The organism is uncultured Parvimonas sp. (genome assembly GCF_963524015.1).
Taxonomy (GTDB): Bacteria; Bacillota; Clostridia; order Tissierellales; family Peptoniphilaceae; genus Parvimonas.
Window position 1 is genome coordinate 63,671 of the sequence record NZ_CAURDT010000003.1, and the last position, 25,094, is coordinate 88,764.

Below are 25,094 nucleotides of genomic sequence, written 5' to 3' on the forward strand. Positions count from 1 at the left end.
TACATTGATATAGTTCAAATTTATTTAAAGAAAGGAAGCATAATATGAGTAAAAAAACATCAAAATCAAGTAGAAAAAGCACTAATCATATCAGTGATATTCTTGAATCAATGAATCAAGAAACAAGATATCTTACACCGATTTTCGGAACAGAAGCTAGTGATATTGAAATGCCAAACAAAAAAATAAATGAAAATCCTGTTTCTCCTCAAGTTGCAGCAGAAATTATTAGAGAATATCTAAAAACAGAAGGAAATGCAACACAAAACCTTGCAACTTTCTGTCAAACTTATATGGAACCAACTGCAACAGCATTAATGGCAGAAAATTTTGAAAAAAATGCAATTGATAAAGATGAATATCCAATGACTGCAGACCTTGAAAACAGATGTGTCGATATTATTGGAAACTTATGGCATATGAATCCAAAAGAAGAACCTATAGGAACATCTACTGTCGGTTCATCAGAAGCTTGTATGCTAGGTGGACTAGCTATGCTTTTCAGATGGAAACATCTTGCAGATAAAGCAGGAGTTAATAGATTCACCAAAAAGAGACCTAATCTTGTAATTTCTTCAGGATACCAAGTATGTTGGGAAAAATTCTGTCGCTACTGGGATATTGAAATGAGAACTGTTCCACTAGATATGGAACATTTATCTCTCAATATGGATACAGTAATGGATTACGTTGATGATTATACAATAGGTATAGTTGCTATATTAGGTATTACTTACACAGGAAAATATGATGATGTAAAAACTCTTGACAAACTAGTTGAACAATACAATAAAAAGAAACCTGAATTACCAATTAGAATACATGTTGATGCTGCTTCCGGAGGTATGGTTGCTCCTTTTATAGATTCTGAATTAAAATGGGATTTCAGATTGAAAAATGTATGGTCAATTAGTACTTCTGGACATAAATATGGTCTTGTATATCCGGGAGTAGGTTGGGTAATCTGGCGTGGCAAAAAAGCTCTTCCGGAAGAATTAATTTTCTGGGTTAGTTACTTAGGAGGAGAAGAAGCTACTATGGCAATCAACTTCTCTCGTAGTGCATCTCAAATCGTTGGTCAATACTATATGCTTATGAGAAATGGATTTAAGGGTTATAAAGAAATTCATCAAAGGACAATAGATGTCGCTAGATATATGGCAGATGAAATCAAAAAAATGGGAATCTTCGAATTGCTTGAAGAAGCAAACCAAATACCAATCGTATGTTGGAGACTAAAAAAAGATGCAAATGTCGATTGGACATTATATGACCTAGAAGATAGACTTCGTATGCATGGTTGGATGATTCCTGCATATCCTATGCCTGAAAATTTAAAAGATGTAGATGTACAAAGACTTGTTCTTCGTCAAGACTTCGGTATGCCTTTAGCAATTCTTTGTATAAACGAAATGAAAAAACAAATTGAAATATTAAACGGTTCAAGAGTTGTTCTTCATGATAATGAAAAGAATGCAAAACCTGGCAAGGGATTCGACCATAGTGGTAGATAATTTAGGTAAAATACTAAAAGAGGCTGTTATCAGCCTCTTTTTTAATGTATATTTAATAATAAGAATCTCATTTAAAAATATTTTTAAGTTTTTTTATTTTTAACGTCTAGCCCCTAGTTTAAACAGCTTCCCTAACACGTCATTTCGACCGAAGCGAAGTGTCGTGGAGAAATCTCATTTTATTTTTAAACAGCAAAAAGTTGGTACAATGTAAAATTGTTCAAATCTTTGATTTGGTAACAATCGACTGTGGAAATCTCATACTTTTGCTTTAGCAAAACTAAATGTATATCGTAGATACATAAAATGAATTATCATTTTGCTCTCAAACAAAAAGACGGTATCTCTACCGTCTATTTATAACTATTCTAAATTCCAACAAAAACTTCGACAACTTTTCTTATTTTTTCTAAGACTATTTCTTTTCTCTTACTCCACCTCTTCTGGATAGTGGTGGGATTATGCCGCCTAATTCATCCCCAGCATATTCAACATATCCTTTGGATATAGATTTTTCAATAAATCTGTTGGCTTTTTCATTTAGATTTTCTTCAGAAATTAGTTGATTAATTTTAACTACTTTTTCTTTTTTTGCAAATTCATAAAAAGTTTCAATAATATCATCAGTATTTTTCAACTCTGATAATCTTGTTTTGCTAATGAACTCCATAACTAAATCTTCTTTTGCTCCAGTATGATATAACTCATACACTACATTTAGCATATGATTTATAATAAATTATACAAGTTTAACAAGTAATCATTATTGAAGCTTCCTTAGCTTCTAATTAACTTTAATCCAATAAAAATAGCTTTTTTGAATTTAGTTTATATTAAATATCATTAATAAATTCAATAACCAGTTTATCAAAATCTTTTTTTGCTTTAATATCATTGTTTTCTTCATAGATACTGTTATCTTTAATATCAATATCCTCTATTTTTCTATCATAATCAACACAATATACATCTGCAATCCATCTACATATTATTAATTGTCTACATTTTTTTTCATCGCTATTTTCTATCAAATTCGTATTTTGTACATATTTGCCAGCTTCACACAAAGTCCAATTAATATTTTCAACTAAATTGTATAAATTATAGCATTTATTATATATATTATTTCTATTAAAAAACAATCTTTTTCTGTCAATATTACCTAATAAATTACTTAAATAAGCAACATGATTTTGGTATTTTATACCATTATTTTTTATTTCTCTTATACACCCATCAATCATAGGATCAAGTAATTTTTTATTTTCTAAATATACACTATAATAATTATTCCAATCACTATCTTCTCTTTGAATATCTTTGAAAAGTTCTTCTAAAATGTAAAAATCTCTTGAATATAAAAACAATTCTTCTAAGTCTTCTTTGTATATTACTATTCCTTGCCAAAAAAATGTATTTAATACTTTTTTTTGTTCTTGGATGTTATTTAATATTTCCAAAACAAATGCGGTAATAACAGATGCAGTACTACCAAATAAAATATTATTTATAGCATTTTCTAATTTAATATTTCCTATAAAGCACATTAAAATTGTAATTCCTGTCAAAAAAATAGCCAATATTAATATAGTTCTAATTCTCTTCATGTTCTTACAACTCCTTTTAAACTTTAATTAAAATATCATAATTTTTAATATATTTTTATATATGCCCTGTAATGTGATAATTTAAATAATCCACTCTACTTTTTATTTATATACCTTTGTATTTAAATATAGTTAATTCATTATTTTATCATTATATTATTTACTACATTTTTTATAAAACTAATTCATAAACAAGCAACTTCTCGCTACTTATTAGCTTAAAATTGTTATTTGTTGCGATTTTTTGTGTTGCTAATTGCCTTTTATCACATTCGATAATGAGTGAATGGATATTTTTATTTTTTGCATAGTCAATGAGTAATTTTGTTATTTCGTTTGCTATGCCACATCCCCAATAGTCTTGACTTAAAATAAAGCCAATTTCGTAACTGTCTTTGTCGTATTCGTGAAAAATAATATGCCCTATTAACTTTTTGTTTTCTTTATATTCCAAAGCAAATACTCGTGGAGGATAAGACAGAGCATTTTTGTTTAAAAAGTCTTGTGTGTTTTCCAAAGTGAAAGGTGCTTCAATGTACTCCATCACTTTAGGGTTACTTAATATCAAATATAGGTCATCTACATCTGATTGTTTAAATTGTCTTATCCTACACCTTTTTGTTTCTATATTCAAAAAATATTCCAAGATTATCACTCCTGATTATTTCTATTCAACATCTTTTAATGATTCAATCATCGGAACTTTGCTAAGCATTATTTTTACTACGAAGTAAACTATGAATGTGAAAAATAGTGTTACTAAGGCTGAGTAAATGTAGCTTATTAATTTTACTTTGTTGAAAAATCTGATTGAGTCCATAGCAAGTTGTTCCATTATATTTATGTGCAGACTGTGACCTACAAAGACTCCGAGCCCTATTCCTATTATTGTTAGTATTACAGTTTCTTTGTAGATGTAGTTGTCAATTTCTAAAGGATAAAATCCTAAAACTTTAAGTGTTGCAATTTCTCTTTTTCTTTCTGAGATATTTATATTACTTAAGTTGTATAAAACTACGATTGACAAAAAGCCTGAGCATATTACGATTACTAAAATAATTGAGTTTATGCTGTAAGATGCGTCATCAATTATCCTTTTCAATGAGTGTATGTTTGTGCCTTTTACGGCAACTGGATCTTTTTCTAATTCATTTATTACTTTTTCGATATTGCTCTTGCTTCCATCATTTAAAATTAGTAGCTTTGTATTTTTTATAGGTTTTCTGAAAAAAGTTTGTTCATAAGTTTTTTCGTTCATTATAAAGAAATTGCCAACATGATTTTCAAAGATTCCTGCAACGACTCCCTTATATTCTTTATTGTTATTTATAAAGGTTATTTCATCTCCAACGGAAAGTGAAAATTTTTCGGCTAATTTTCTATTTATATAAATTCCGTCATCTAATTTTTCAATTTTTTTGTCTCCATTATATAGTCCAAAGAACTTAGAAAACTCACTCAAATTATCAGTTGTAAAGACACCTATTTTTTCATCAAAGCTCTTTTTGGATTTTATATTTACAGATACTAAAGATAAATCAAGACTTTCTTTAATATCCTTGTTTGATTTTATATCTTCGTTGAATTTATCTAAATCTTTTGACAATGACATTGGATTGTAGATAACTGATGAATGATATTTTGTATATTTTGAGTATTGTAAATCGGAAACTCCGTCTAAGCTGTCTTTTATTCCAAATCCTAGCACTAAAAGTCCCATACAACCCATTACACCTATAATTGTCATTGTAAGTCTTAGTTTGTATCTAAAGACATTTCTTAGAGTTGCTTTTTGCAAAAATGAAAGTTCTTTCCAAATATAAGGTATTTTTTCAAGAAAAACAAAGTTTCCTGACTTTGGAGCCTTTGCTCTCATAAGTGATGAAATTTTTTCTTTTAAAGTTCTTATACATGTTACATATGACACAAAAGCTGTACAGAAAATTGCAATTAAAATTCCGACAACAATTATTTGTGGGTAGTAATTGTCAAAAACTTTTTTAAATATAAATGCTTTTAGATAGGATCTGTAAACAAGTGGAGAAATCACTTTAAAACCTAAGATAGTACCTATTATTCCTCCAATGATACTTGCTAAAAATCCATAGTAAAAGTATTGTTTTGCAATGTCGATATTGCTATATCCCAAAGCCTTTAAAGTTCCTATTTGTATTCTGTTTTCATCTACCATTCTAGTCATTGTTGTAAGTGATACCAAAAGGGCTATGAAATAGAAAAATAGTGAGAATACATTTGAAACACCATAGATTCCATTAGCTGCAAAATAAACTTTTGACATCATTGATGAAACAAATCCTTCTTCAATATTGTAATTTGGTTCTATCAATTTAGATAAAACTTCATCGCCGTCAGAAATTTTACTATTTGCATCAAGGACTTTTTCTTTAGCATCCTCTAAATCTCCCTTACCTTTATTCAATTTTAAGTTGTTTTCTTCGACTTCTGATTTTTTTTGAACTAATTTTGCGTAGTATTCATCAAATTTTAGTATTCCTTGTTTGGCTTGTTTTTCCAATTGGTACATTTGACTTTCTAAAGTCTTTATTTCAGAAGTTAGTTTTTGTTCGGCTCCTGATAATTCTGTAAGTTTAGCAGAAATACTGGAAAGATTTGAATTAACTGAGTCTAAATTATTTTGAACTGTTTGTAAAGATGAATTTAATTCAGCTAATTTTTTATTTATTTCTTCTTTCTTTACCTTATATTCATTTTCCTCAATTAATTTTGATTGATAATTTTCTTCGAGCAATCTTAGTTCTTCATTTACTGTTTTTATTCCTGCATCAACTTGTGCTTTTGTTTTTTCTATATCTTCTTTACTTTTTATTAAAGTTTTATTTTTTTCAACTATTTCTGTCTTATTTTTATTTAATTCACTCTTTTTTGAATTCAAACTGTTTAGAGCAGTTGTCAATTTTTCTTTATTTTTAGTTATTTGAGTAATAAATTGATTTTTTTGGTAATTTAAATCTGCAAAAGCTCTTCTTAAGTCTTTTCGACCACTTTGAACTTTTTCAAGATTTTGTTGTAATTTTCTTTCACTTTCTTCAATGTCGAATTTATTTTTATTAACTTCTTCTTTACTATCATCTAAAGTTTCTCTCTTTTGAGCATAAATTACATTGTAAACTTCTCCAGCTCTACTTTTAAACAAGTCTTGTAATTCAGTCTTTCTTTCGTCTGAAATCTTTTTATACTCTTTACTATTTCTATTCAAGTCATTAAGGTCAGAAAAAGTAATTTTTGCATAAGAATAATAGCTAAAATCAAAAGCATTTTTTGAGATTATTGCCAAATATCCATTTTCAGTAGTCCCTGTTAGCAATGTAGCTAAAACTTCTGAACTTTTAATAAAGCCTTTTACTGTAAATTTATTTTGTTTTAATTTTTTTACTTCATCTTTAAAAATTCCAAATTTTTCGACATTTTTAAAGTCTATTTCATCTCCAATTTTATATTTATCTTTTAGTCTTTCATCCAACAAAATATCAGAGTCAGACTCGATGTCATTTCCTTCTATTACTTGAACGGTACTAATTTTTTCTGCCTTGCTTTCTATGGTAAGGTCAACTTCTCGTTCTTCGTCTTTAAGATTTATACTGTAACCATATTCTACATCTTTTAGATTTTTTAAACTGGAAATTATGTCCTCATCTTCTTTTTGCAAGCCAAAATTAGAAGAAATTTTATAATCATATAAATTTCCTTCTTTTACACGTTCATCGACACTTCTTCTCATAATGTATGGAGTTATTTTAAGTCCAACAAAAACCATTACTCCAAGAGCAATCATAAAAACAATGGAAATAAATTTCGGAAATGTTCTAAAGATTGTTCTGTAAAAATTTTTAAACAATGATTTTTTCATACTACCACTCAATTTCCTTTATGTTCTTAGGACTATCATTTAATATCACTTTTTTTACAGTACTATCGTTAATTTCAATAACTCTGTCTGCCATTGGAGTAATTGCTTGATTGTGAGTTATTAAAATTACAGTTGTATTCGTACTTTTACATCTTTGATGTAAAAGTTCTAAAATTCTCTTTCCGGTATGGTAATCCAAAGCTCCTGTAGGTTCGTCGCATAAAAGCAGTTTAGGATTTTTACAAAGAGCCCTCGCTATTGCAACTCTTTGTTGTTCTCCTCCTGATAATTGACTTGGGAAATTTTTAAGTCTATGAGACAATTCAACAGATTCCAAAACTCCTGCCGGATTTAAACTTTCTTTCACGATTTGCCCTGCAAGTTCTACATTTTCCAAAACAGTTAAATTTGGAATTAGATTGTAAAACTGAAAAACAAAACCTACATCAAATCTTCTGTAATCATTAAGTTGTCTTTTATTAAATTTACAAATATCTTTTCCATCTATAAAGATTTCACCACTTGTTGCATCATCCATTCCACCTAATATATTAAGGATTGTAGATTTTCCAGCTCCTGAAGGTCCTACGATAATACAAAATTCTCCATGTTCTATTTCAAAAGAAACATCTCTATTTGCAACGATCTCTGAACTTTTTCCTTCATTATATTTTTTATAAACATTTTTAAATTCAACAAAAGCCATAATTCCTCCTATTTAATATATTTTTATATTCAAATATTAAAATTATACATAATTATCTAATTGTACTTTAGCACAAAAGCGAAAAAAAATCAAGGTCGCAAAATAGTATATTTTCAAATAAACTATCAAAATTTTATTTTTTTATAATTTTAATTTTATACAATCTTAATATCGTTTGCAGAATTTTTGTTAAACTTAATAAAAAATATTTATTTTTCAATAGTTTTTATTAATCTTTTTTATAAAAAAACACTTGTTTTATTTATTTCAAAATGGTATAATGAGAAAAAGAGTTTAAGGGGTGGTTTAAATGTTAAATTTTGTACTTGGTCCATCAGGATCTGGAAAAACTAAATGGTTGATAGATAAAGCAAATGAAGAAGTGAGAAAGGGAAATGGAAATATAATTTTTATTGACACAGATGATTCTCATATTTTCAGCTTAGACCACAGTGTTAGATTAACAAATGCTAAGGAATATGGCATTGAAAATCTTGATAAATTATTCGGATTTATCTTCGGAATTGTTTCAAGAGACTACGATGTAGAAAAAATTTACATCGACGGTATATATTCAATAATTGAAATGAATGGCGATATGCTTTGCAAATTTAAAAAGGATGTCGAAACATTTTGCGAAAAGCACAATCTTGAAGTTTTCATGGGAATTAATATTCCTAAAGAAGAACTTTGCGAAGGAGCTCAAGCAACTTGTGTCGAACTAAAGTTAGACTAAATTTAAAAAGCATCGTTAAGGTGCTTTTTTTGTGATATGAATATTCCAACAAAACAACTTGAAACTTTTTTCAAAAAGAGAAATGATTTGATTTTAGAACTTTCGATAAGAAAAATTGATAAAATATCTTTTTTAGAAAAAAATTATGAATTGATACAAAATTTAAATATGAAACCACTTTTAAATATATCATCGCTGGAAGAAGGAATGTATAATTACCAATATTACAACATTCTCGCGAAATTTTTTAAACAAAAATCAATTTTGTATTCAAATAATAAGAAAAAACAAAAAAAATATAATGAAAATCTTATGAAATCTAATAATTATTATGCTGAAAAAGATAAATTTCTTTTAAAGATGATTGATTTCTTAGATAAAAATTCTACAGAAGCGTATTTTATAGATATGAATTCAAAAAGACTTAACAATTCTCTTTTTGAAATTGTCGTTAAAGATGTTGAATTTGCAATTTTTCATTCAATGAATGTTGAAATTCTACAGAAGTTAAAAGAAAAGAATATATTTATTGATGAGATTAGAATTTCAAAGATTAATGACTATGTTAATACAAATATTTAAAAGGTTGTGTAGCGCTACACAACCTTGTTTTTTATATTAAACATTTCTGAAAACTTTATCAATAACTTCTTTTAGTGTTTTAGATTTTTCGACTTTTAATGTTTTTAAATTTTTAATATCCACTACTTCATTTGAAATATAGACCTTTTTGTAGCCCATTCTGTCAAGTTCCATTAGTCTTTCGCTTAAATTAGGAACTTTTTTAAGTTCTCCAGTAAGTCCAACCTCTGCGATAAATACATTATCTCTTGGAACTGATTTATTTAAAATTGAAGATGCAACGGAAATAATTACAGCTAAATTTACAGATTGCTCTGAAATTTTAAGTCCTCCCGTAGTCTTTAAAATTACATTTTTATTGTATAAATTAAATCCAGCTCTTTCTTCTAAAATAGAAAGCAATGTATTTAATTGATCTTTTTTAAGACTATCTCCAATTCTCGCAGGATAACTTGTAAAAGATTGAGAAACTAGACTTTCAACTTCAACAACTAACATTCTGCTTCCCTCTTTTACAACAGATAGTACACTTCCACAAATATCTTTTTCTCTTTGAGTTACAAAAAATTCTGATGGATTTTTAATTTCTAAAAGTCCATACTCTTCCATTTTAAAAAGTCCGATTTCTCCAGTTCTTCCAAATCTATTTTTTGTACTTGTAAGAGTTCTTAAACTTTCGTCAGACTCTCCCTCTAAAAGCAAAACAGAATCCACCATATGTTCCAAAGTCCTAAGTCCTGCCATTTCATCTTGCTTTGTCATATGACAAACTATAAAAATTGCTCTTGGCCTTTTAGGATTTTTTGCAACTCTAACTAATTCGTTTATACATTCAACAGTTTGTGTTGGAGAACCAGCCCTTGAGGGAATTGAACTTAACATAACAGTTTGAATACTATCTAAAATTACAATTTCAGCATCAACCTCTTCAATTGAACTCAAAGCCTCATCCATACTTTGTGTAGATTGTATCCAAATATTTTCAGGGATTTCTTTTACAATTCTATTTGCTCTTGACTTTATCTGTGAGGAACTTTCCTCAGCAGAAATATAGATAGATTTTACATTTCTACTTGCAAAGTCTAATGCAAGTTGTAAAAGTAATGTACTTTTACCACAACCAGGTCTTGCAGTTAAAATATTTACACTATCCCTTACAATTCCACCACCTAAAACACGATTTAACTCATCAATTCCAGTTATAAATCTATCATTTTCATTTACATTTACATTTTTTAACTTTTCAACTTTTCCCTTTGCAACAATTTTGTCAGTTGAACTCTTCACGTCGGAAACTTCAATCTCTTCTATCGTTCCCCAACTACCACAAAAACTACATTTTCCTTGCCAGCCCAATGACTCTTTCTTGCAATTTGAACATATATATTTTTTCTTTGTTTTCATTTTAATCACCAACTATATTTTAATGTAAAAAATTTCAAAAAGCAATAGGCGAAATTTGAATAATTTTTGCAAGTTAAATTATTAATTGAATTATTTGCTTGTATTGACTTTTAGAAATCTTTGTAGTATATTAACAACGAATGAATAATTTTATTATAAAGGAGAGAAAAAAATGGATGTTTACGAAAAAGCATTGTTACTTCACGAACAATGGCAAGGAAAATTATCAACAGAATTAAAAGCAAAATTGGAAAATGCTGAGGATTTAACTTATGCATATACTCCAGGCGTTGCAAGACCTTGTATGGAAATAAGCAAAGACCCTTCTTTAGCTTATAAATATACAAGTAAAGCTAATACTATTGCTGTTATTTCAGACGGAACTGCTGTTTTAGGTCTTGGGGATATAGGTCCTGAAGCCGCAATGCCTGTTATGGAAGGAAAATGCTGTTTATTTAAAAAATTTGGTGGAGTTAATGCTGTTCCTATAGTTTTAGATACAAAAGATCCAAAGGAAATTATTTCAATTGTAAAAGCTCTTGCTCCTACATTTGGTGGAATTAATCTTGAAGATATTTCTTCTCCAAGATGTGTTGAAATTGAAAGAACATTAATAGATGAACTTGATATTCCAGTATTCCACGATGACCAACATGGTACTGCAATAGTTGTTACAGCTGCATTAATCAATGCATTAAAATTAGTTAAAAAAGAAGCTAAGGATATTAAAGTTGTTGTTTCAGGAGCTGGCGCTGCTGGATATTCAATCATAAAATTAATTATGATGTTAGGTGTTGAAAATGTAATTGCATTCGACTCAAAAGGTGCAATTAATAAAAAACATTCAGAAAATTATAATTTTGTAAAGAAAGAATTAGCTGAAATTACAAATAAAGAACAAAAAGATATGACTATGAAAGAAGCATTTGTTGGTGCTGACGTATTCATTGGTGTAAGTCAAAAAGATTTAGTTACTAAAGAAATGGTCGCTTCAATGAATAAAGATGCGATTGTATTTGCAATGGCAAATCCTCAACCTGAAATTCTTTATGCAGATGCAAAAGAAGCTGGAGCAAGAGTTGCTGCAACAGGAAGATCCGATATGCCTAACCAAATTAACAATGTAGTTGCTTTCCCTGGAATTTTCAAAGGTGCTTTAGAAGCAAAGGCTAAGAAAATTACTGATGAAATGAAATTAGCTGCATCATACGGACTTGCAAGTATGATTCCTGATGACAAAATTAGAGAAGATTATATTATTGTTTCAGCTTTTGAAGAAAATGTAGCTGATACAGTTGCAAAAGCAGTTGCAGAAAAAGTTAAATAGTAGATATTTAAAATAAATCCTCAACAAATGTTGGGGATTTTTTGTTATATTTTTTGGATGTATCTTCGATACATTTAGTTTTGCTTGTAAACACGCAAAACTATGAGATCTCTCCACTTTATTCGCTTCGCTCATTCCGGTCGAGATGACGTATTAGGGGAATTTCTTTGCCAGTTGTTATTACGTGAAACTTTTTATTTACTTAACGATTTTCTAAAGATTATTTACTGTTCACGTTAAGCTATTATACGAAGATTTTTCCTTATACGTCATTTCGACCGTAGTGGAGAAATCTCACATTTTTGTTGCAAACAAAAATGAATGTATCGGAGATACATAAAAAATAAATTTGAGAATACAAAATGGATTGTCGTTTTCGACAATCCATTTTTCTAGCTTAAATATTTAAAAACAGTTCCCAAAACTGCACACATTCCCTTGTAAAACAAACTTTCTTCAACATCGAATTTACTATGATGATGAGGATATATTTTATCTCCCTCGTGAAGCTTTGGATTTGAAAGCATAAAGTAAGTTCCTTTTGCTCTTTGTAGGAAGTAAGCAACATCTTCTCCACCCATGCTCGGATTTTTTATAATTTCAACTGAATTCTCTCCTAAAATTTCTTTTGTATTTTCTATAAAAAATTCAGTAAATTTTTCATCATTCATAACTACAGGATACATAAAGTGATAAATTGTTTCAGCTTCACAATTATAAGCTTTTGCAATTCCACCTGCAATTTCTTCAATTCGCTTTGCGATGAATTCTCTTACTTTTTCGTCTAAAGTTCTAACTGTTCCTTTGATGTAAACAGATTCAGGAATTACATTATGAGCATTTCCTCCTCTAATTATTCCAATAGTCAAAACTGCATTTGAAATAGGATTTATTTCTCTTGAAATTATCTTTTGAAGTCCAAGAACAATTTCTGATGAAACTACAATTGGATCAGCAGAAAGATGAGGTGTTGCGGCATGTGAGGATTTTCCTTTTACATTTATTTCAAAAATATCTGCTGATGCCATTATAGCTCCTGCTTTTACGCCTATCTTTCCATATTCAATAGGAATCAAACAACCTTCATGGAGTCCAATTACTGCATCAACTTTTGGATTTTCCATACAGCCTTCTTCAATCATAGGTAAAGCTCCTCCCGGTGTTTCCTCTCCAGGTTGGAAGAATATTTTTACAGTTCCCTTAAGTTTATCTCTATTTTCATTTAATATCATACAAGCTCCAAGTGCCATTGCAGTATGTCCATCATGTCCGCAAGCATGCATATTTCCATTTGTAGAAGCAAAAGGAAGTCCTGTGTCTTCAACGACAGGAAGTGCATCGCTATCAGCTCTTATTGCAATACATTTACCTTTTTGCTCTCCGTCGATTTGAACCACAATTGCATTCCCATTTACTAATTTTTTATAATTTACTCCTATTTCATCTAAAACTTTTGAAATATATTCCATAGTTTTTGGAAGTTCCAATTCTAGCTCTGGAATTTGATGTAAATCTCGTCTAATCTTTATAACTTTTTCTTCTTTTTCTTTTACTAATTTTAAAATATCCATAAAAACCTCCTTGTTTTTAATAGAATAATATAGAAATATAATACCACTTTTTGCAATAAAAAAAAATAGGGTTTCCCCTATTTAATTTAAGCAATAACTTCTTTTTCAAATTTTTCTTCGTCTTTATTAACAGACTCAACTAACTCTTCTCCCAATATTTTTTTAAGAGAAGGAGCAAGCAATTTTCTTGTGAATTGAATAAAAGGTCCTGCAAAGAATGTTATTATCAAAGTTCCAATTCCGACAACTCCACCCATCAAATATCCTATAATAACAAGCACAAGATCAGAAATAACCCTTACAGTTCTATAGGAAAATTTTGTCTTATCACTTATTAATTCAGAAATTCCGTCAGTTGCACCAACTCCTAAATCTGTAAAAATATAAATTGTAACACCATTAGCTATAATAAATGTTCCAATGAAACAAATTATAATTCTGTAAATCATATCTAAATCTTGTAAATTAAGCCAACCAAAAAGAACATTCATAGCTTCAACTGTATAACCTATTACAAAAATAGCTAAAATTGATGATATATTTATATATTTTCTATCAATAAGAAATATTGCACTTAAAAATACTATATTAAAAATTACTGCGCAATTTCCATAACTTAGTCCTAATTGTTTAGACATTCCAAGGTCAACTGTGCTTGCAGGGTCAACTCCCAAATTTACTTTAATTGTAAAAAATACACCTATCCCCAAAATAATCATTCCGATTATTGACATGGCAATTCTAATAAATAATTTATCTTTTTTCATTTTTATCTCTCCTACTTGGTTATTTTATAAAAAATAGAAATAATTGTCAATGTTTAAAAATGGATTTATAAAGGACTTTGTTAATTTTTATAAATATTAGATTTTTACAATTTAAAAAACTTGTTTTTTAATATCTCTTTTTTATTTATGATAATAAATTGTTTTTATGATATAATATGAATATGCTTATGCATTATAATAAGTATATTCATATTTCATCATAGTTACATAAATTTAGTTATAAAAAAGGAACTATGATATAATATTAATAACTTTATGCCTAATGATAAAGCTATTAATATTTCATCATAATTACCTTAATTTAGTTATAAAAATGGAATTATGATATAATATATATAGTACATTAATTAAAATATTAGAGGTGCAATTTTGAAACAAGCTATTTATAGAGAGTTTAGACCTAAAGATTTTACAAGAGTAGTTGGTCAAGCTCATATTGTTGAAATTTTAAAAAATCAAATAAGAACGGGAAATTTAGGCCATGCTTATCTTTTTTCAGGAATAAGAGGAACCGGAAAGACAAGTTGTGCTAAAATTTTCGCTCGTGCAGTAAATTGTTTAAATCCAATTGACGGAAATCCTTGCAACGAATGCGAAAATTGTAAAATGATTTTAGAAGACAAGGCTCTTGAAGTTGTGGAGATGGATGCCGCAAGTAACAGACGTATTGATGATATAAGGGAATTAAAGGAAAAAGTAATCTATCCCCCACAAATTGTAAAATACAAAGTTTATATAATCGATGAAGCCCATATGATTACAAATGAAGGCTTTAATGCTCTTTTAAAGATTTTAGAAGAACCTCCTAAGCATTTAATTTTCATTCTTGCGACAACAGAAATTGACAAACTTCCTGATACAATTATTTCAAGATGTCAAAGGTTTGAATTTAAAAGGATTAATAATTCAGACATAGTTGAAAATATAAATTATGTTTTAAATAATCTAAATGTTGAGATAGAAGAAGATGGAATTAATTTAATTTCTGAGCTTTCTTCAGGGGCAATGAGAGATGCTTTAAGTCTTTTAGATCAGGTTGTTGCAACCGGAAAAGAAAAAATTACTATTGATGATATTAATGAATGTTTAGGACTTGTGAACTTAAATATGTTATTTGAGCTTTCTAAGTCAATTTTAAATTCATCTAAAAACGAAACTATTGAAACTTTTAGAAATTTGGTAAAAAATGGAAAGACTCCACATAATATAATCATTGATTTAATCAAACATTTTAGAAATATAATTTTAGTAAAGAGTATAAAAAAAGAGCTTACAACTTTAAATGATGTTGAGTATAAGAGATATTTAGAACATTCAAATAAATTTGAAATGGATGAGCTTATTTTCATTTTAGAAAATCTTTTAGATGTTGAAGATAAAATGAAAAAAAGTGATATGCAAAATGCTCTAGCTGAACTTTTAATTATAAAAATCTGTTCATTTAAGAAAGAAAAATCTGAAATTGAAAAGAGACTTGAAACCCTTGAAACAATTATTAAAAGTGGAAATGTAAAAGTTGATATTGTAGAAAAAGAAGACATTTCAAATGAAGTAGCAGAAAACAATATTGAATCTGTTCAAAATACGGAAATTATAGAAGATATAGAAAATACTGAAAATACAGAAAATACAGATGATATAAAAAATATCGAAGAAACAGAACAAGAAGAAAATATAGAAGATGTTGAACAACCTATAGAAGAAAATAATGAGATTCACGAAAAAATTGAATTAACTTCTTTTAAGGATGTTTTAAAAGAAACTATTTTCAAAAAAACAGTTTCTAAACTCTTTGATGAAAGTGTAAAAGAAATTTTCTATTTTCCAAAAGATAATTTCTTGCATATTGATTGTAAAGAATATTTATTTAAGTTTGGAAGTTATAAATTAGATGAAAATAATTGTTTTGCTTTAAAAGAAACAGCTGTTTTGAATGATTTCTTTACAAGAGTTAATATGCCTGTTCAAAACTCATTGACAATTTATGCAAATTTTATTGGTTAGAATGTTGATTTTTAAGTTATTGTAGTATTAAGAACGGAGGTATCTTATGAAAAGACTATTTAAAGTTATTTTATTGCTTTTTGTTTCTATTTCACTTACTTCTTGTTTAAGAACTGAGAAGCCATTTCCAGAAAATAGAGAACAACTTGCATTTAATGTCGACAAGACAGATTCCATAAACAAATTAAATTTAGAGATTTTTACTAAGCTATTAGAATCTAATGAGGGGAAAAATTTTGTTTTATCTCCCCTTTCAATTCAGAGATGTTTGGATTTGATTTCTCTTTGTACGGAGGATAGAGAAAATTTAGAGTTCTTAAAGAATTATGATGATGCTCATCTTCAAAACTTAAAATTAAAAAATTCTAATTTAGCAAATTTAATTTTAATAAATACTAAAATTTTTACTGGAGATACAAAAAATTTAAACTATGATAATATTAAAACTGTTAAAAACGGAAAAGATGCTACTAAAGTATATCAAGATTTTCAAAAAAAGAATTTGAAAGAAATTCTAGATAAAGAAGAATTCAAGAACGACTTCATTATATCTTTTATTGATGCTGTGAATTATGATGCAAAGTGGGATAAAAAGTTCGATGAAAAAAATACAAAAATGAAGGAATTCACAAAATTAGATGATTCTGTAATTAATGTCAATACAATGTATAATCAATTTAAGGATAGTTTAGCCATATCAGATAATGAAAAAGAAGCTTTTGTACTAAGTGCAAACGAATCAAAAGTTTATTTTATTAAGCCTAAAACTAAAAATTATTTTTCTTCTAAAAAATTGATGGAATGTATAAAGGCTTTTAATGATAATAGCGAAAAAGCTGATGTAAATTTCTTCTTGCCAAAGATAGAAACAAAATCAGAAGTTGATTTTAAATCATTATTTTCTGAGCTTGAGCTTGAGAAGATGTTAAATGGTTATAAATTAGAAAAATTATTAAAAAATGTTGGAGTTAAAGTAACAGATGCAAAGCAAAATTCAATTCTAAAGATTGATGAGAATGGTGCAAAAGCTAAGGCTGTTACAAAAATAACTAATAAGGCCACAGCTATTCCTAGTAAAAAAGAGATAACTATAAAGATGGATAGTCCTTTTTATATTATCATAGTAGACCATGATGAAAAAAGTAAATCAAATCTAATAACTTTTTCAGCCTTTATAACAGATCCAAGTAATTAAAAATTTTATCGGTTAGAATGTTGATTTTTAAGTTATCGTAGTATTAAGAACGGAGGTATGCTATGAAAAAACTATTAAAAACAATTTTTTTAATGTTCATTTTAGTATCTTTAGTATCTTGCAATAAGACGGAGAAATTATTTCCAGAAAACAGAGACAAACTGGTATTTGATGCATCACAGACAAAGCAGATAAATAAAGTAAATATGGATATTTTTACAGCTTTATTAAAGAACAAAAAAACTGATGATAATTTAGTTTTATCCCCTCTTTCTATCCAAAGATGTTTGGATTTAATTTCTCTTTGTACTGATGATAGAGAAAATTTACAACTTTTTAAATTTTATGACGAAGCTCACCTTCAAAATTTAAAATTTAAAAACACAAAGTTGGCGAATTTAATTTTGATAAACTTACAAAATATCAAAGGCGAAACGAAAAATATTAATTATGGCAATATTAAAACAGTTAAATCAGCAGAAGAAGGAACTAAAGTTTATCAAAAATTTCAAAAATCCAACTTAGATGAAGTTTTGGATAAGGAAAAAATATCTGATGATGTTGTAGCAAGTTTTATCGACACAATTAATTACGAGGTAAAATGGAAACAACCATTTGATGAAAAAAAGACTGAAAAAAGAGATTTTACAAAATCTGACGGTGCAAAAATACAAGTTGATACAATGTATAATCATTTTGAAAATGTAACAGCTATATCTAATGATGTAATGGAAATATTTTGTATTAGGTCTAATCATTCAAATATTTATTTTATAAAGCCTAAAGAAGAACAAAATTTTTCTGCAGAACAATTATATAATCTTATAAATACTTTTAAAGAAAGTAAGGAAAGATATGATGTAAATTTCTATTTGCCAAAGATAGATATTAAATCACAGGTTGATTTTATGAATCTATTTCCAAAGATTGGACTTGGAAAATTATTAAATGAATTCAAAATAGAAAGATTATTGCCAGATATGAATGTTAAGGTTAGTAAGGCTAAACAAACTTCTACACTAAAAATGGATGAAAAAGGTGCAAAAGCTAAAGCAGTAACAAAAGTAGATGTTAAAGAAACAAGTATGCCAGTAAAAAATAAAAATATTGATATTAAAATGGATAGACCTTTCTATATATTCATTGAAGATTATGATGAAAATAGTAAGACTGAATTGATAACTTTTTCTGCTTATATTGTAGATCCAAGTAAAAAATAAATTTAAAGACAGTATCGGAGCGAATCCGATATTGTCTTTTTTTCTTACTTTATTGAATTTGCTTTATCTTATTATTGTAAATTATTGATTTCTACTCAAAAAAATGCTATTATAAAGTATGATTTTTAAAGTTTTATGTTATTTGATTAACAAAAAAATTTCAATAACAATGTAAAACTAATTTAGAATAATTAAGTTATTTTTAGGAGGTAGTTTATGGCTAAAGGTGGTTTCCCTAAATACGGTGGCGGTATGAATATGGGTAATATGATGAAACAAATGCAAAAAATGCAAAGAGAACTTGAAAACACTCAAAAAATGTTAGATGAAGAAGAAGTTTCTGCTACTTCAGGTGGTGGAGCAGTTGAAGTAACTGTCAATGGAAAAAAAGAAGTTTTAAGCATTAAACTTGATCCTGAAGTTGTTGATCCAGATGACATTGAAATGTTACAAGATTTAATTATGACAGCTATAAATGAAGCTAATAGAAAAGCTCAAGAAAAACACGATTCAGAAATCAATAAAATAACAGGCGGAATTAATATTCCAGGATTATAAAAATGAACAATTATACTAAATCTATAGATGAAGTTATTCATTATTTGTCAAAACTTCCAACTATCGGAAGAAAATCCGCAACTAAAATGGCTTTAAAGATTTTAGAAATGGATGATGATTACACAATTGAATTTGCAAAAAGTCTTATAAATATGAAAAAGAATACTCATCATTGTAAAATTTGTGGAAATTTAACAGAAGATGAAATCTGTAATATTTGTGCTGATGAAAAAAGAGATAAGTCAATTATTACTGTTGTAGAAGATATGCAAGGCGTTATTAGTTTGGAAAAAACTAAGGCTTATAAAGGAACTTATCATATTTTAAATGGTCTTGTTACTCCAAGAGAGGGCATAACTTTGGATGACTTAAATGTAAATTCACTTTTAGATAGAATTGAAAAAGATAATGTAAAAGAAGTTATTTTTGCTATTAGTCAAACAATTGACGGCGAATTGACTGAGCTTTATATTGTCGATTTGCTAAAGAAATTCAAAAATCTTAAAATTTCAAAAATTGCAAATGGAATTCCTATAGGTAGAAGTGTAGATAATTATGATGAATTAACATTTTTAAAGGCATTAGAAGATAGAAGAGAGATAGAATATTAGGTTTCTAATGTTTATGGGGGAAAATATGAAATCGACAAATAATAACTTTTTATCAGGAGTTCGTCATTCAATTCCTATATGGATAGGTTATATTCCGTCAGCGATAACTTTTGGTATTCTTTGCAATACTAATTCGCTAGGTTTATTGCATGCTTTCTTAAGTTCTTTTGTTTTATATTCAGGAGCTGCTCAATTTATGTTGGTAGGTTTTTTAACATCAAGTGTTCCTCTTTTTGGAATTGCAGTTTCCGTTTTTTTATTGAATACAAGACTTTTCCTTATGTCTGCTACACTTGGAGCGACTGTAGATAAGGTAAATCACAAAGCATTCCCTATCGTAGGATGGTTATTAACAGATGAAAGTTTTTCTATACTTTCATTTAATAAAGAAAAAGTAAATACACCTTTTACACTTGGAGTACAGATTCCTCCATATTTTATCTGGGGAATTTTCACGATAGTAGGTTACTTTTTGGGAGACTTTTTACCACAAAATATAAAAGTTGCTTTTAGTGTTGGTCTCCTTGGACTTTTTGTAGCACTACTTGTTCCAAACGTAAAAAAACATCTAGTAACAGTAAGAGTTGTCATCGTAACAGCAATAATATATGCTATTATCTATTATACAAAATTATTTCCTCTTGGCTGGGATATAGTTTTTTCAATAATACTTTCTTCAATAGTAGGTATATTCTTAATCGGCGATGAAACTTTAGAAGATGAAGAAGAAATAAAAGAATAAGGAGAGAATAATAAGAAATTATGGACAAATATTACTATTATATAGTTGGTACATTAATTGCCGCTGCTGTAACTATAATTCCAAAAGTTCTTCCATTATTCTTTCTTAAGGGAAAAACTTTTAATAAAAAATTGATGACTTTCTTTAAAATTGTACCTTATACTTCAATGTCTGTACTAATTTTAAGAGAAGTCTTAGTTGCAGAATCAGCTAATAAATTAATGTATGTAGTTACAATTGGGGTTGCTTCAGTAGTTTCATATATAACTAGAAATATGGTACTGACTGTATTTGCATCAATACTTACAACATTTCTTTATATGAATTTATTTATTTAAAAAAACAAGGAGCTCAAAGCTCCTTTTTTCATGCAAAAAAAGATACTGATTTAATCAGTATCTTTTGTAAATTATTCTTGTTCTATCTTATCAGTTAATCTTTCCATTTCGTCAATTAGACTTCCAATGTACTCAATTGTATTAAGAAGTGGTGCATCTGTTGTAATGTCAACATCTGCCATTTTTGCAAGATCTACAGGATTTTTGCTTCCACCGGCTTTTAAAACTTCAATCCATTGTTTTGCCTTTGAATTATCTTTTAGGATATTTAGACACATTTGTGTTCCGATAGTTAAACCTGCACTGTAAGTATATGAATAAAGTCCCATGTAGTAATGAGGTTGTCTCATCCATGTTCTTTCAACTCCATCTACAAGTTCAACATCTTCACCAAAGAATTTTTCCATAGTTTCTTTAAAAATAGTATTTAAAGTTTCAGCATCAACAGCTCCACCTTTATCTATAATTTTATAAACTTCTCTTTGATAATATGCTTCTAAGAAATGTGTTACGAAATTATGATAATATGTTTTTGAAATTATTTCAGAAAGAATCCATCTTCTTTCCCTATCAGTCTTTGCTTTTTCAAGAAGATAATGAGCCATAATCAATTCATTTGTTGTTGAAGGTGCTTCTACAAAATAAGTTGAACAATCAACATTTAAAATATTTTGATTTTGGTGGCAAAGTGAGAAATGGCCACCATGTCCAAGTTCATGAGCAATAGTAAGAATATCAGACATATTTCCTGACCAAGTTAAAAGTACATAAGGATGCACTTTGTATGGACTTGCGCAGAAAGCCCCTGATGCTTTTCCTTCATTATCCACATAGTCAATATATCTATTATCAAAAGCTCTTTCCAAATATGCTTTATAATCATTTCCTAAAACGGACAACCCTTCTATAACCATATTTTTACATTCATCAACACTATAAACTTTTTGGAATTCAGAATCTAATGGCATTTTCATATCTGAAAAAGTCATCTTATCTAATTTATTTACTCTCTTTAGAAGTCTTGCATATTTTCTAATATGTGGTGCAAGTTTTTCCATAATAACATCACATTGTCTATTATACATATCCATTGTAACTTCTTGTGAAGACAAAAGATAATCAAAAACACTGTCGTATTTTCTAACTTTAGACATTGCCTTATCTTGTTGAACATTGCTATAATATGCACTTGCAAATGTATTTTCATATTTTGCTAAAGTCTTGTAGAATTTCTTAAAAGCATCTCTTCTAAATTCAGTATTTGAATCAACTTCAAAACTTCCTTCAAAAACATTGTAAGTCATTGGAGTTTTTACACCATTTACTTCAACATCTTCAAAAGATAAGTCTTGCATTTTAGATTGTTGATAAACTCTATAAGGAGTTTCAAAACTTCCTGACAAAGCTGAAAGTGTACTTTCAACTTCTTTTGATAAAGTATGATCTTTTCTGTCTAAAAGTTTTTCTAAAAATCTTCTATTTTCAGAATTTTCTTTCATAGCCTTTTCTATAATTCTCTTGTCGTTTGCTAAAATTTCAGTTTCTACAAAGCTAAGTTTGGCATAAACTGGAGCAATGGTATTTTCAAAATCTACCATTCTTTCAAATTGTTCTTTTCCACCTAAATCTGTTTCATAGTCCAAACTTGCATAATTTGCAGTTAAATCAATCAATACATAAATAGGTTTTAAATCTTCCAAACAACTATTAATAGTACAATAACAGTCAAGTTTCCCCTCATAAATCTTTACAAGTTCATCTGTTTTATCTACTATTTCTTTAAGGGCTTTTTTATAATCTTCTTCTGTTTTAAAAAGATCAGTCAAATCCCAAGTTAAACTTTTATCTACTTCATTTCTTTTCATATCATACCTCCAAAAATGTTTTCTTCCACAATATCTATTCTACCATATTTAAAAAGTTTTTTCATTAGTTTATTATAAAATATTTAATAATATTTAACAAAAAATCGAGATTAAGATATAAATAATAATCTCGATTTTAATAGAAATTTTCGCTTTATCAATAACAAACAGCGATAATCCTATAATAATCCAATCCAAAATAATCCTTTGATTTTTCCAAATCTTTTTTTGCTTCTTCAAAATTTTCATTTAACCATTTATCTACATCTTCGTTTTTAGAAAGCATATCATAGAATTTTGCTTCATCAACTTCAGAATGAATTCTTTGATAGCATCTTGTAATCTTTAAATTACCTTCTTTATCTTTAGTAACAGTAAATTCTAAAACTAAAGAATTATCACTAATTTCATCAGATTTAGAATAAGTAAATTCAGTTATAACCTGCAAATTAAAGTTAAAAGAATTTCCGTCTTGCTTCCACTTTTCAACATCTACAGGTTTTACTGTAACTTCGTATCTATAATAATAATTGTCCAATTCTTTACTCTTTAAATTATTATACTTAATTTTATAATTCATAAGTTTTAGGACATCCTTTGAAAAATAGAGCTCTAAATTATTTTTTTCTCCCAAATCTCTATTGTTATAAAATTTTACAATGGCATCAGAAGCAAAATCTACTTCTTTTGACAATGCCTTATCTTTATCCTGAATTTCATCTTGAACATCTTTAGCTATGGATTTATTTGTACTAAAAGACCATAATACCAATATGGAGAAAAAGCTAAATATTATAATTCTTTTTATTTTCATAAAAATCCTCCTACAATCAATCAAATACTAAAACATTCCATCCTAATTAAATTATACCATATAACATTTTCTGTTTTCAAGTAATATTGAATTAAATTGATATGTTAAAAAATATAATAAATTTCTTTAAATTTAAGAATAATCACAAAAAATCTTTATAAAAAACCGTTTTTCCTATTGAGTTTTTTCTTAATTTCTTGTAAAATATGTTTAGACAAAATACGAAGTTTTGTATTTTTTTGTTATTTTAGTTTTTTTATTTTTAAGGAGAGAGAATATAATGAACAAAAAGAATAGCATAGTTGATATGTTAACGTTTGGTTTTGCACTTTTTGCAATGTTTTTTGGTGCAGGAAATTTGATTTTTCCCCCATATTTGGGAGTTCTTTCAGGTAGCTCTTGGTTTATCACATTTTTAGGCTTCACAGTTACTGCTGTTGGCTTGGCTCTTGTAGCTTTAATGGCTGTTACATATTATGAATGTGATATAATGAGATTTTTTAGTCCAATTGGAAAGAAACCTGCTTTAGTTTTAAGTTTTATGGTTATTATGTGTGTTGGGCCACTTCTTGTAATTCCAAGAACAGGTGCGACTGCATATGAAATGGGAATTAAGCCAATATTAGGTTTCCATAATATCTTTACAATATCTATAGTAGCAATTATTTTTTATGCTTTAACTTACTTTTTAACAGTAAGACCGTCAAAGGTTGTTGATATTATTGGAAAATTTTTAACTCCTTTTTTAATTCTTGCACTTGTTGTAATTATCGTTAAGGGAATTATTTCCCCACTTGGTGTTCCTGCAGAAACTGCTAAAATAGATAGCGTATTAGGAAAAGGATTAATTGACGGCTATCAAACAATGGACTGTTTCGTATCTTTAGCAGTAGGATCAGTTTTATTATTAACATTAAAAAATAAAGGTTATAACGAACCTAAACAACAGGTTAAGATGTTATTTAAATCAGGGATTATTGCTTGTACTACTTTAGGATTAATTTATGGTGGACTTACATATTTAGGAGCAACTGTTTCTGCAGAATATGGACTTAATATTGAACAATCACAAATTATCGTAAATGTAACACAAAATCTTTTAGGAAATGCAGGAAAAGTTGCATTAGGTTTGGCTTCATTCCTTGCTTGTCTAACAACAGCAATCGGGCTTACTTCTGCATCAGGAGAATATTTAGTAAATATTACAAAAGGAAAAGTAAAATATTCTACTTTTGTACTTTGTATTTGTATTTTTGGTGCAGTAACAGCTATAATTGGAGTTAATGGAATTGTAAAAATAGGTGCTCCAATACTTGCGGTTGTTTATCCACCAACAATTGTTTTAATTATACTTGCATTTTTTAAAGATAGAATTAAAAATGATTTAATCTTTAAACTACCTACATTCACAGCTGTTACGATTAGTTTTATTCAAGTATTTTATGAACAAACAGGACTTTTTGAATTTATAACTATTTTACCATTGAGCAATGTAGGTTTTAACTGGATAATTCCAAGTTTTATTGCATTTATAATAGCATTATTTATAAAAAAGAAATAATTTTTAATAAAACTTAAAGAAAAAGGTGATGTTCGAAATATAACATCACCTTTTTTACAAAC

Annotated in this window: 22 protein-coding genes; 12 read left to right on the forward strand and 10 right to left on the reverse strand. The window is 28.0% G+C overall.

The window, feature by feature from the left end:
* Positions 1-44: 44 nt before the first annotated feature.
* Complete coding sequence (locus RWJ08_RS04820; RefSeq protein WP_313961264.1) at positions 45-1,514, forward strand: glutamate decarboxylase; 1,470 nt, start codon at positions 45-47, stop codon at positions 1,512-1,514.
* Positions 1,515-1,929: 415 nt separating this feature from the next.
* Here the strand turns inward: RWJ08_RS04820 and RWJ08_RS04825 are convergent, their stop codons facing one another.
* From RWJ08_RS04825 to RWJ08_RS04845, 5 genes are all read right to left on the reverse strand, one after another.
* On the reverse strand, positions 1,930-2,184 hold the full coding sequence (locus tag RWJ08_RS04825; RefSeq protein WP_313961265.1) for a type I restriction endonuclease subunit R, EcoR124 family: 255 nt from the start codon (positions 2,182-2,184) through the stop codon (positions 1,930-1,932).
* 163 nt (positions 2,185-2,347) lie between these two features.
* Positions 2,348-3,121, reverse strand: a complete 774-nt coding sequence (locus tag RWJ08_RS04830; protein WP_313961266.1) for a hypothetical protein — start codon at positions 3,119-3,121, stop codon at positions 2,348-2,350.
* A 172-nt stretch (positions 3,122-3,293) separates the two neighbouring features.
* The gene (locus RWJ08_RS04835) at positions 3,294-3,767 is read right to left on the reverse strand and encodes a GNAT family N-acetyltransferase (protein ID WP_313961267.1); all 474 of its coding nucleotides are present in this window, start codon (positions 3,765-3,767) and stop codon (positions 3,294-3,296) included.
* 21 nt (positions 3,768-3,788) lie between these two features.
* The gene (locus RWJ08_RS04840; protein ID WP_313961268.1) at positions 3,789-7,010 is read right to left on the reverse strand and encodes an FtsX-like permease family protein; all 3,222 of its coding nucleotides are present in this window, start codon (positions 7,008-7,010) and stop codon (positions 3,789-3,791) included.
* A 1-nt stretch (position 7,011) separates the two neighbouring features.
* Positions 7,012-7,716 (reverse strand): ABC transporter ATP-binding protein, encoded by a 705-nt coding sequence (locus tag RWJ08_RS04845; RefSeq protein ID WP_009354479.1) that lies wholly within the window; start codon positions 7,714-7,716, stop codon positions 7,012-7,014.
* Positions 7,717-8,026: 310 nt separating this feature from the next.
* Between RWJ08_RS04845 and RWJ08_RS04850 the strand changes: the two genes are divergently transcribed.
* Together RWJ08_RS04850 and RWJ08_RS04855 are read left to right on the forward strand one after the other, a co-directional pair.
* Positions 8,027-8,452 carry a hypothetical protein gene (locus RWJ08_RS04850; RefSeq protein WP_009354595.1) on the forward strand — a complete coding sequence of 142 codons (426 nt, stop codon included), beginning with the start codon at positions 8,027-8,029 and terminating at the stop codon, positions 8,450-8,452.
* Between the two features lie 36 nt (positions 8,453-8,488).
* On the forward strand, positions 8,489-9,034 hold the full coding sequence (locus tag RWJ08_RS04855; RefSeq protein ID WP_313961269.1) for a DUF6648 family protein: 546 nt from the start codon (positions 8,489-8,491) through the stop codon (positions 9,032-9,034).
* A 36-nt stretch (positions 9,035-9,070) separates the two neighbouring features.
* On the opposite strand, the gene radA is transcribed toward RWJ08_RS04855, so the two are convergent.
* Positions 9,071-10,438, reverse strand: coding sequence for a DNA repair protein RadA (gene radA / locus RWJ08_RS04860; RefSeq protein ID WP_313961270.1), 1,368 nt, complete (start codon positions 10,436-10,438; stop codon positions 9,071-9,073).
* A 172-nt stretch (positions 10,439-10,610) separates the two neighbouring features.
* Here radA and RWJ08_RS04865 point away from each other — a divergent pair, with 172 nt between their 5' ends.
* Positions 10,611-11,765 carry an NADP-dependent malic enzyme gene (locus RWJ08_RS04865; protein ID WP_293439430.1) on the forward strand — a complete coding sequence of 385 codons (1,155 nt, stop codon included), beginning with the start codon at positions 10,611-10,613 and terminating at the stop codon, positions 11,763-11,765.
* Between the two features lie 392 nt (positions 11,766-12,157).
* Here the strand turns inward: RWJ08_RS04865 and RWJ08_RS04870 are convergent, their stop codons facing one another.
* Both RWJ08_RS04870 and RWJ08_RS04875 read right to left on the reverse strand, forming a co-directional pair.
* Entirely contained in the window at positions 12,158-13,336 is a 1,179-nt protein-coding gene (locus tag RWJ08_RS04870; RefSeq protein WP_313961271.1) for a M20 family metallopeptidase, read from the reverse strand.
* An 86-nt stretch (positions 13,337-13,422) separates the two neighbouring features.
* Positions 13,423-14,103, reverse strand: a complete 681-nt coding sequence (locus RWJ08_RS04875) for a YitT family protein (protein ID WP_293439436.1) — start codon at positions 14,101-14,103, stop codon at positions 13,423-13,425.
* Positions 14,104-14,493: 390 nt separating this feature from the next.
* Between RWJ08_RS04875 and dnaX the strand changes: the two genes are divergently transcribed.
* The 7 genes from dnaX (at position 14,494) to RWJ08_RS04910 (ending at position 20,792) form a co-directional block, all read left to right on the forward strand.
* Positions 14,494-16,128 (forward strand): DNA polymerase III subunit gamma/tau, encoded by a 1,635-nt coding sequence (gene dnaX, locus RWJ08_RS04880; protein WP_313961272.1) that lies wholly within the window; start codon positions 14,494-14,496, stop codon positions 16,126-16,128.
* Between the two features lie 46 nt (positions 16,129-16,174).
* Positions 16,175-17,323, forward strand: coding sequence for a serpin family protein (locus RWJ08_RS04885; RefSeq protein ID WP_313961273.1), 1,149 nt, complete (start codon positions 16,175-16,177; stop codon positions 17,321-17,323).
* A 62-nt stretch (positions 17,324-17,385) separates the two neighbouring features.
* Positions 17,386-18,543 carry a serpin family protein gene (locus RWJ08_RS04890; protein WP_313961274.1) on the forward strand — a complete coding sequence of 386 codons (1,158 nt, stop codon included), beginning with the start codon at positions 17,386-17,388 and terminating at the stop codon, positions 18,541-18,543.
* A gap of 216 nt (positions 18,544-18,759) precedes the next feature.
* On the forward strand, positions 18,760-19,101 hold the full coding sequence (locus tag RWJ08_RS04895) for a YbaB/EbfC family nucleoid-associated protein (RefSeq protein ID WP_009355034.1): 342 nt from the start codon (positions 18,760-18,762) through the stop codon (positions 19,099-19,101).
* Positions 19,102-19,103: 2 nt separating this feature from the next.
* On the forward strand, positions 19,104-19,712 hold the full coding sequence (recR, locus tag RWJ08_RS04900; protein WP_009355106.1) for a recombination mediator RecR: 609 nt from the start codon (positions 19,104-19,106) through the stop codon (positions 19,710-19,712).
* Positions 19,713-19,737: 25 nt separating this feature from the next.
* Positions 19,738-20,454 carry an AzlC family ABC transporter permease gene (locus RWJ08_RS04905; RefSeq protein ID WP_009354625.1) on the forward strand — a complete coding sequence of 239 codons (717 nt, stop codon included), beginning with the start codon at positions 19,738-19,740 and terminating at the stop codon, positions 20,452-20,454.
* Positions 20,455-20,474: 20 nt separating this feature from the next.
* A complete protein-coding gene (locus RWJ08_RS04910) occupies positions 20,475-20,792 on the forward strand; it encodes an AzlD domain-containing protein (protein ID WP_009355097.1) in 318 nt (105 codons plus the stop codon).
* Positions 20,793-20,863: 71 nt separating this feature from the next.
* Here the strand turns inward: RWJ08_RS04910 and pepF are convergent, their stop codons facing one another.
* The gene (gene pepF, locus RWJ08_RS04915) at positions 20,864-22,657 is read right to left on the reverse strand and encodes an oligoendopeptidase F (RefSeq protein WP_313961275.1); all 1,794 of its coding nucleotides are present in this window, start codon (positions 22,655-22,657) and stop codon (positions 20,864-20,866) included.
* Between the two features lie 157 nt (positions 22,658-22,814).
* Positions 22,815-23,471, reverse strand: a complete 657-nt coding sequence (locus RWJ08_RS04920) for a hypothetical protein (RefSeq protein ID WP_313961276.1) — start codon at positions 23,469-23,471, stop codon at positions 22,815-22,817.
* A 280-nt stretch (positions 23,472-23,751) separates the two neighbouring features.
* Between RWJ08_RS04920 and brnQ the strand changes: the two genes are divergently transcribed.
* Positions 23,752-25,032, forward strand: coding sequence for a branched-chain amino acid transport system II carrier protein (gene brnQ, locus RWJ08_RS04925; protein ID WP_313961277.1), 1,281 nt, complete (start codon positions 23,752-23,754; stop codon positions 25,030-25,032).
* Positions 25,033-25,094: the final 62 nt, after the last annotated feature.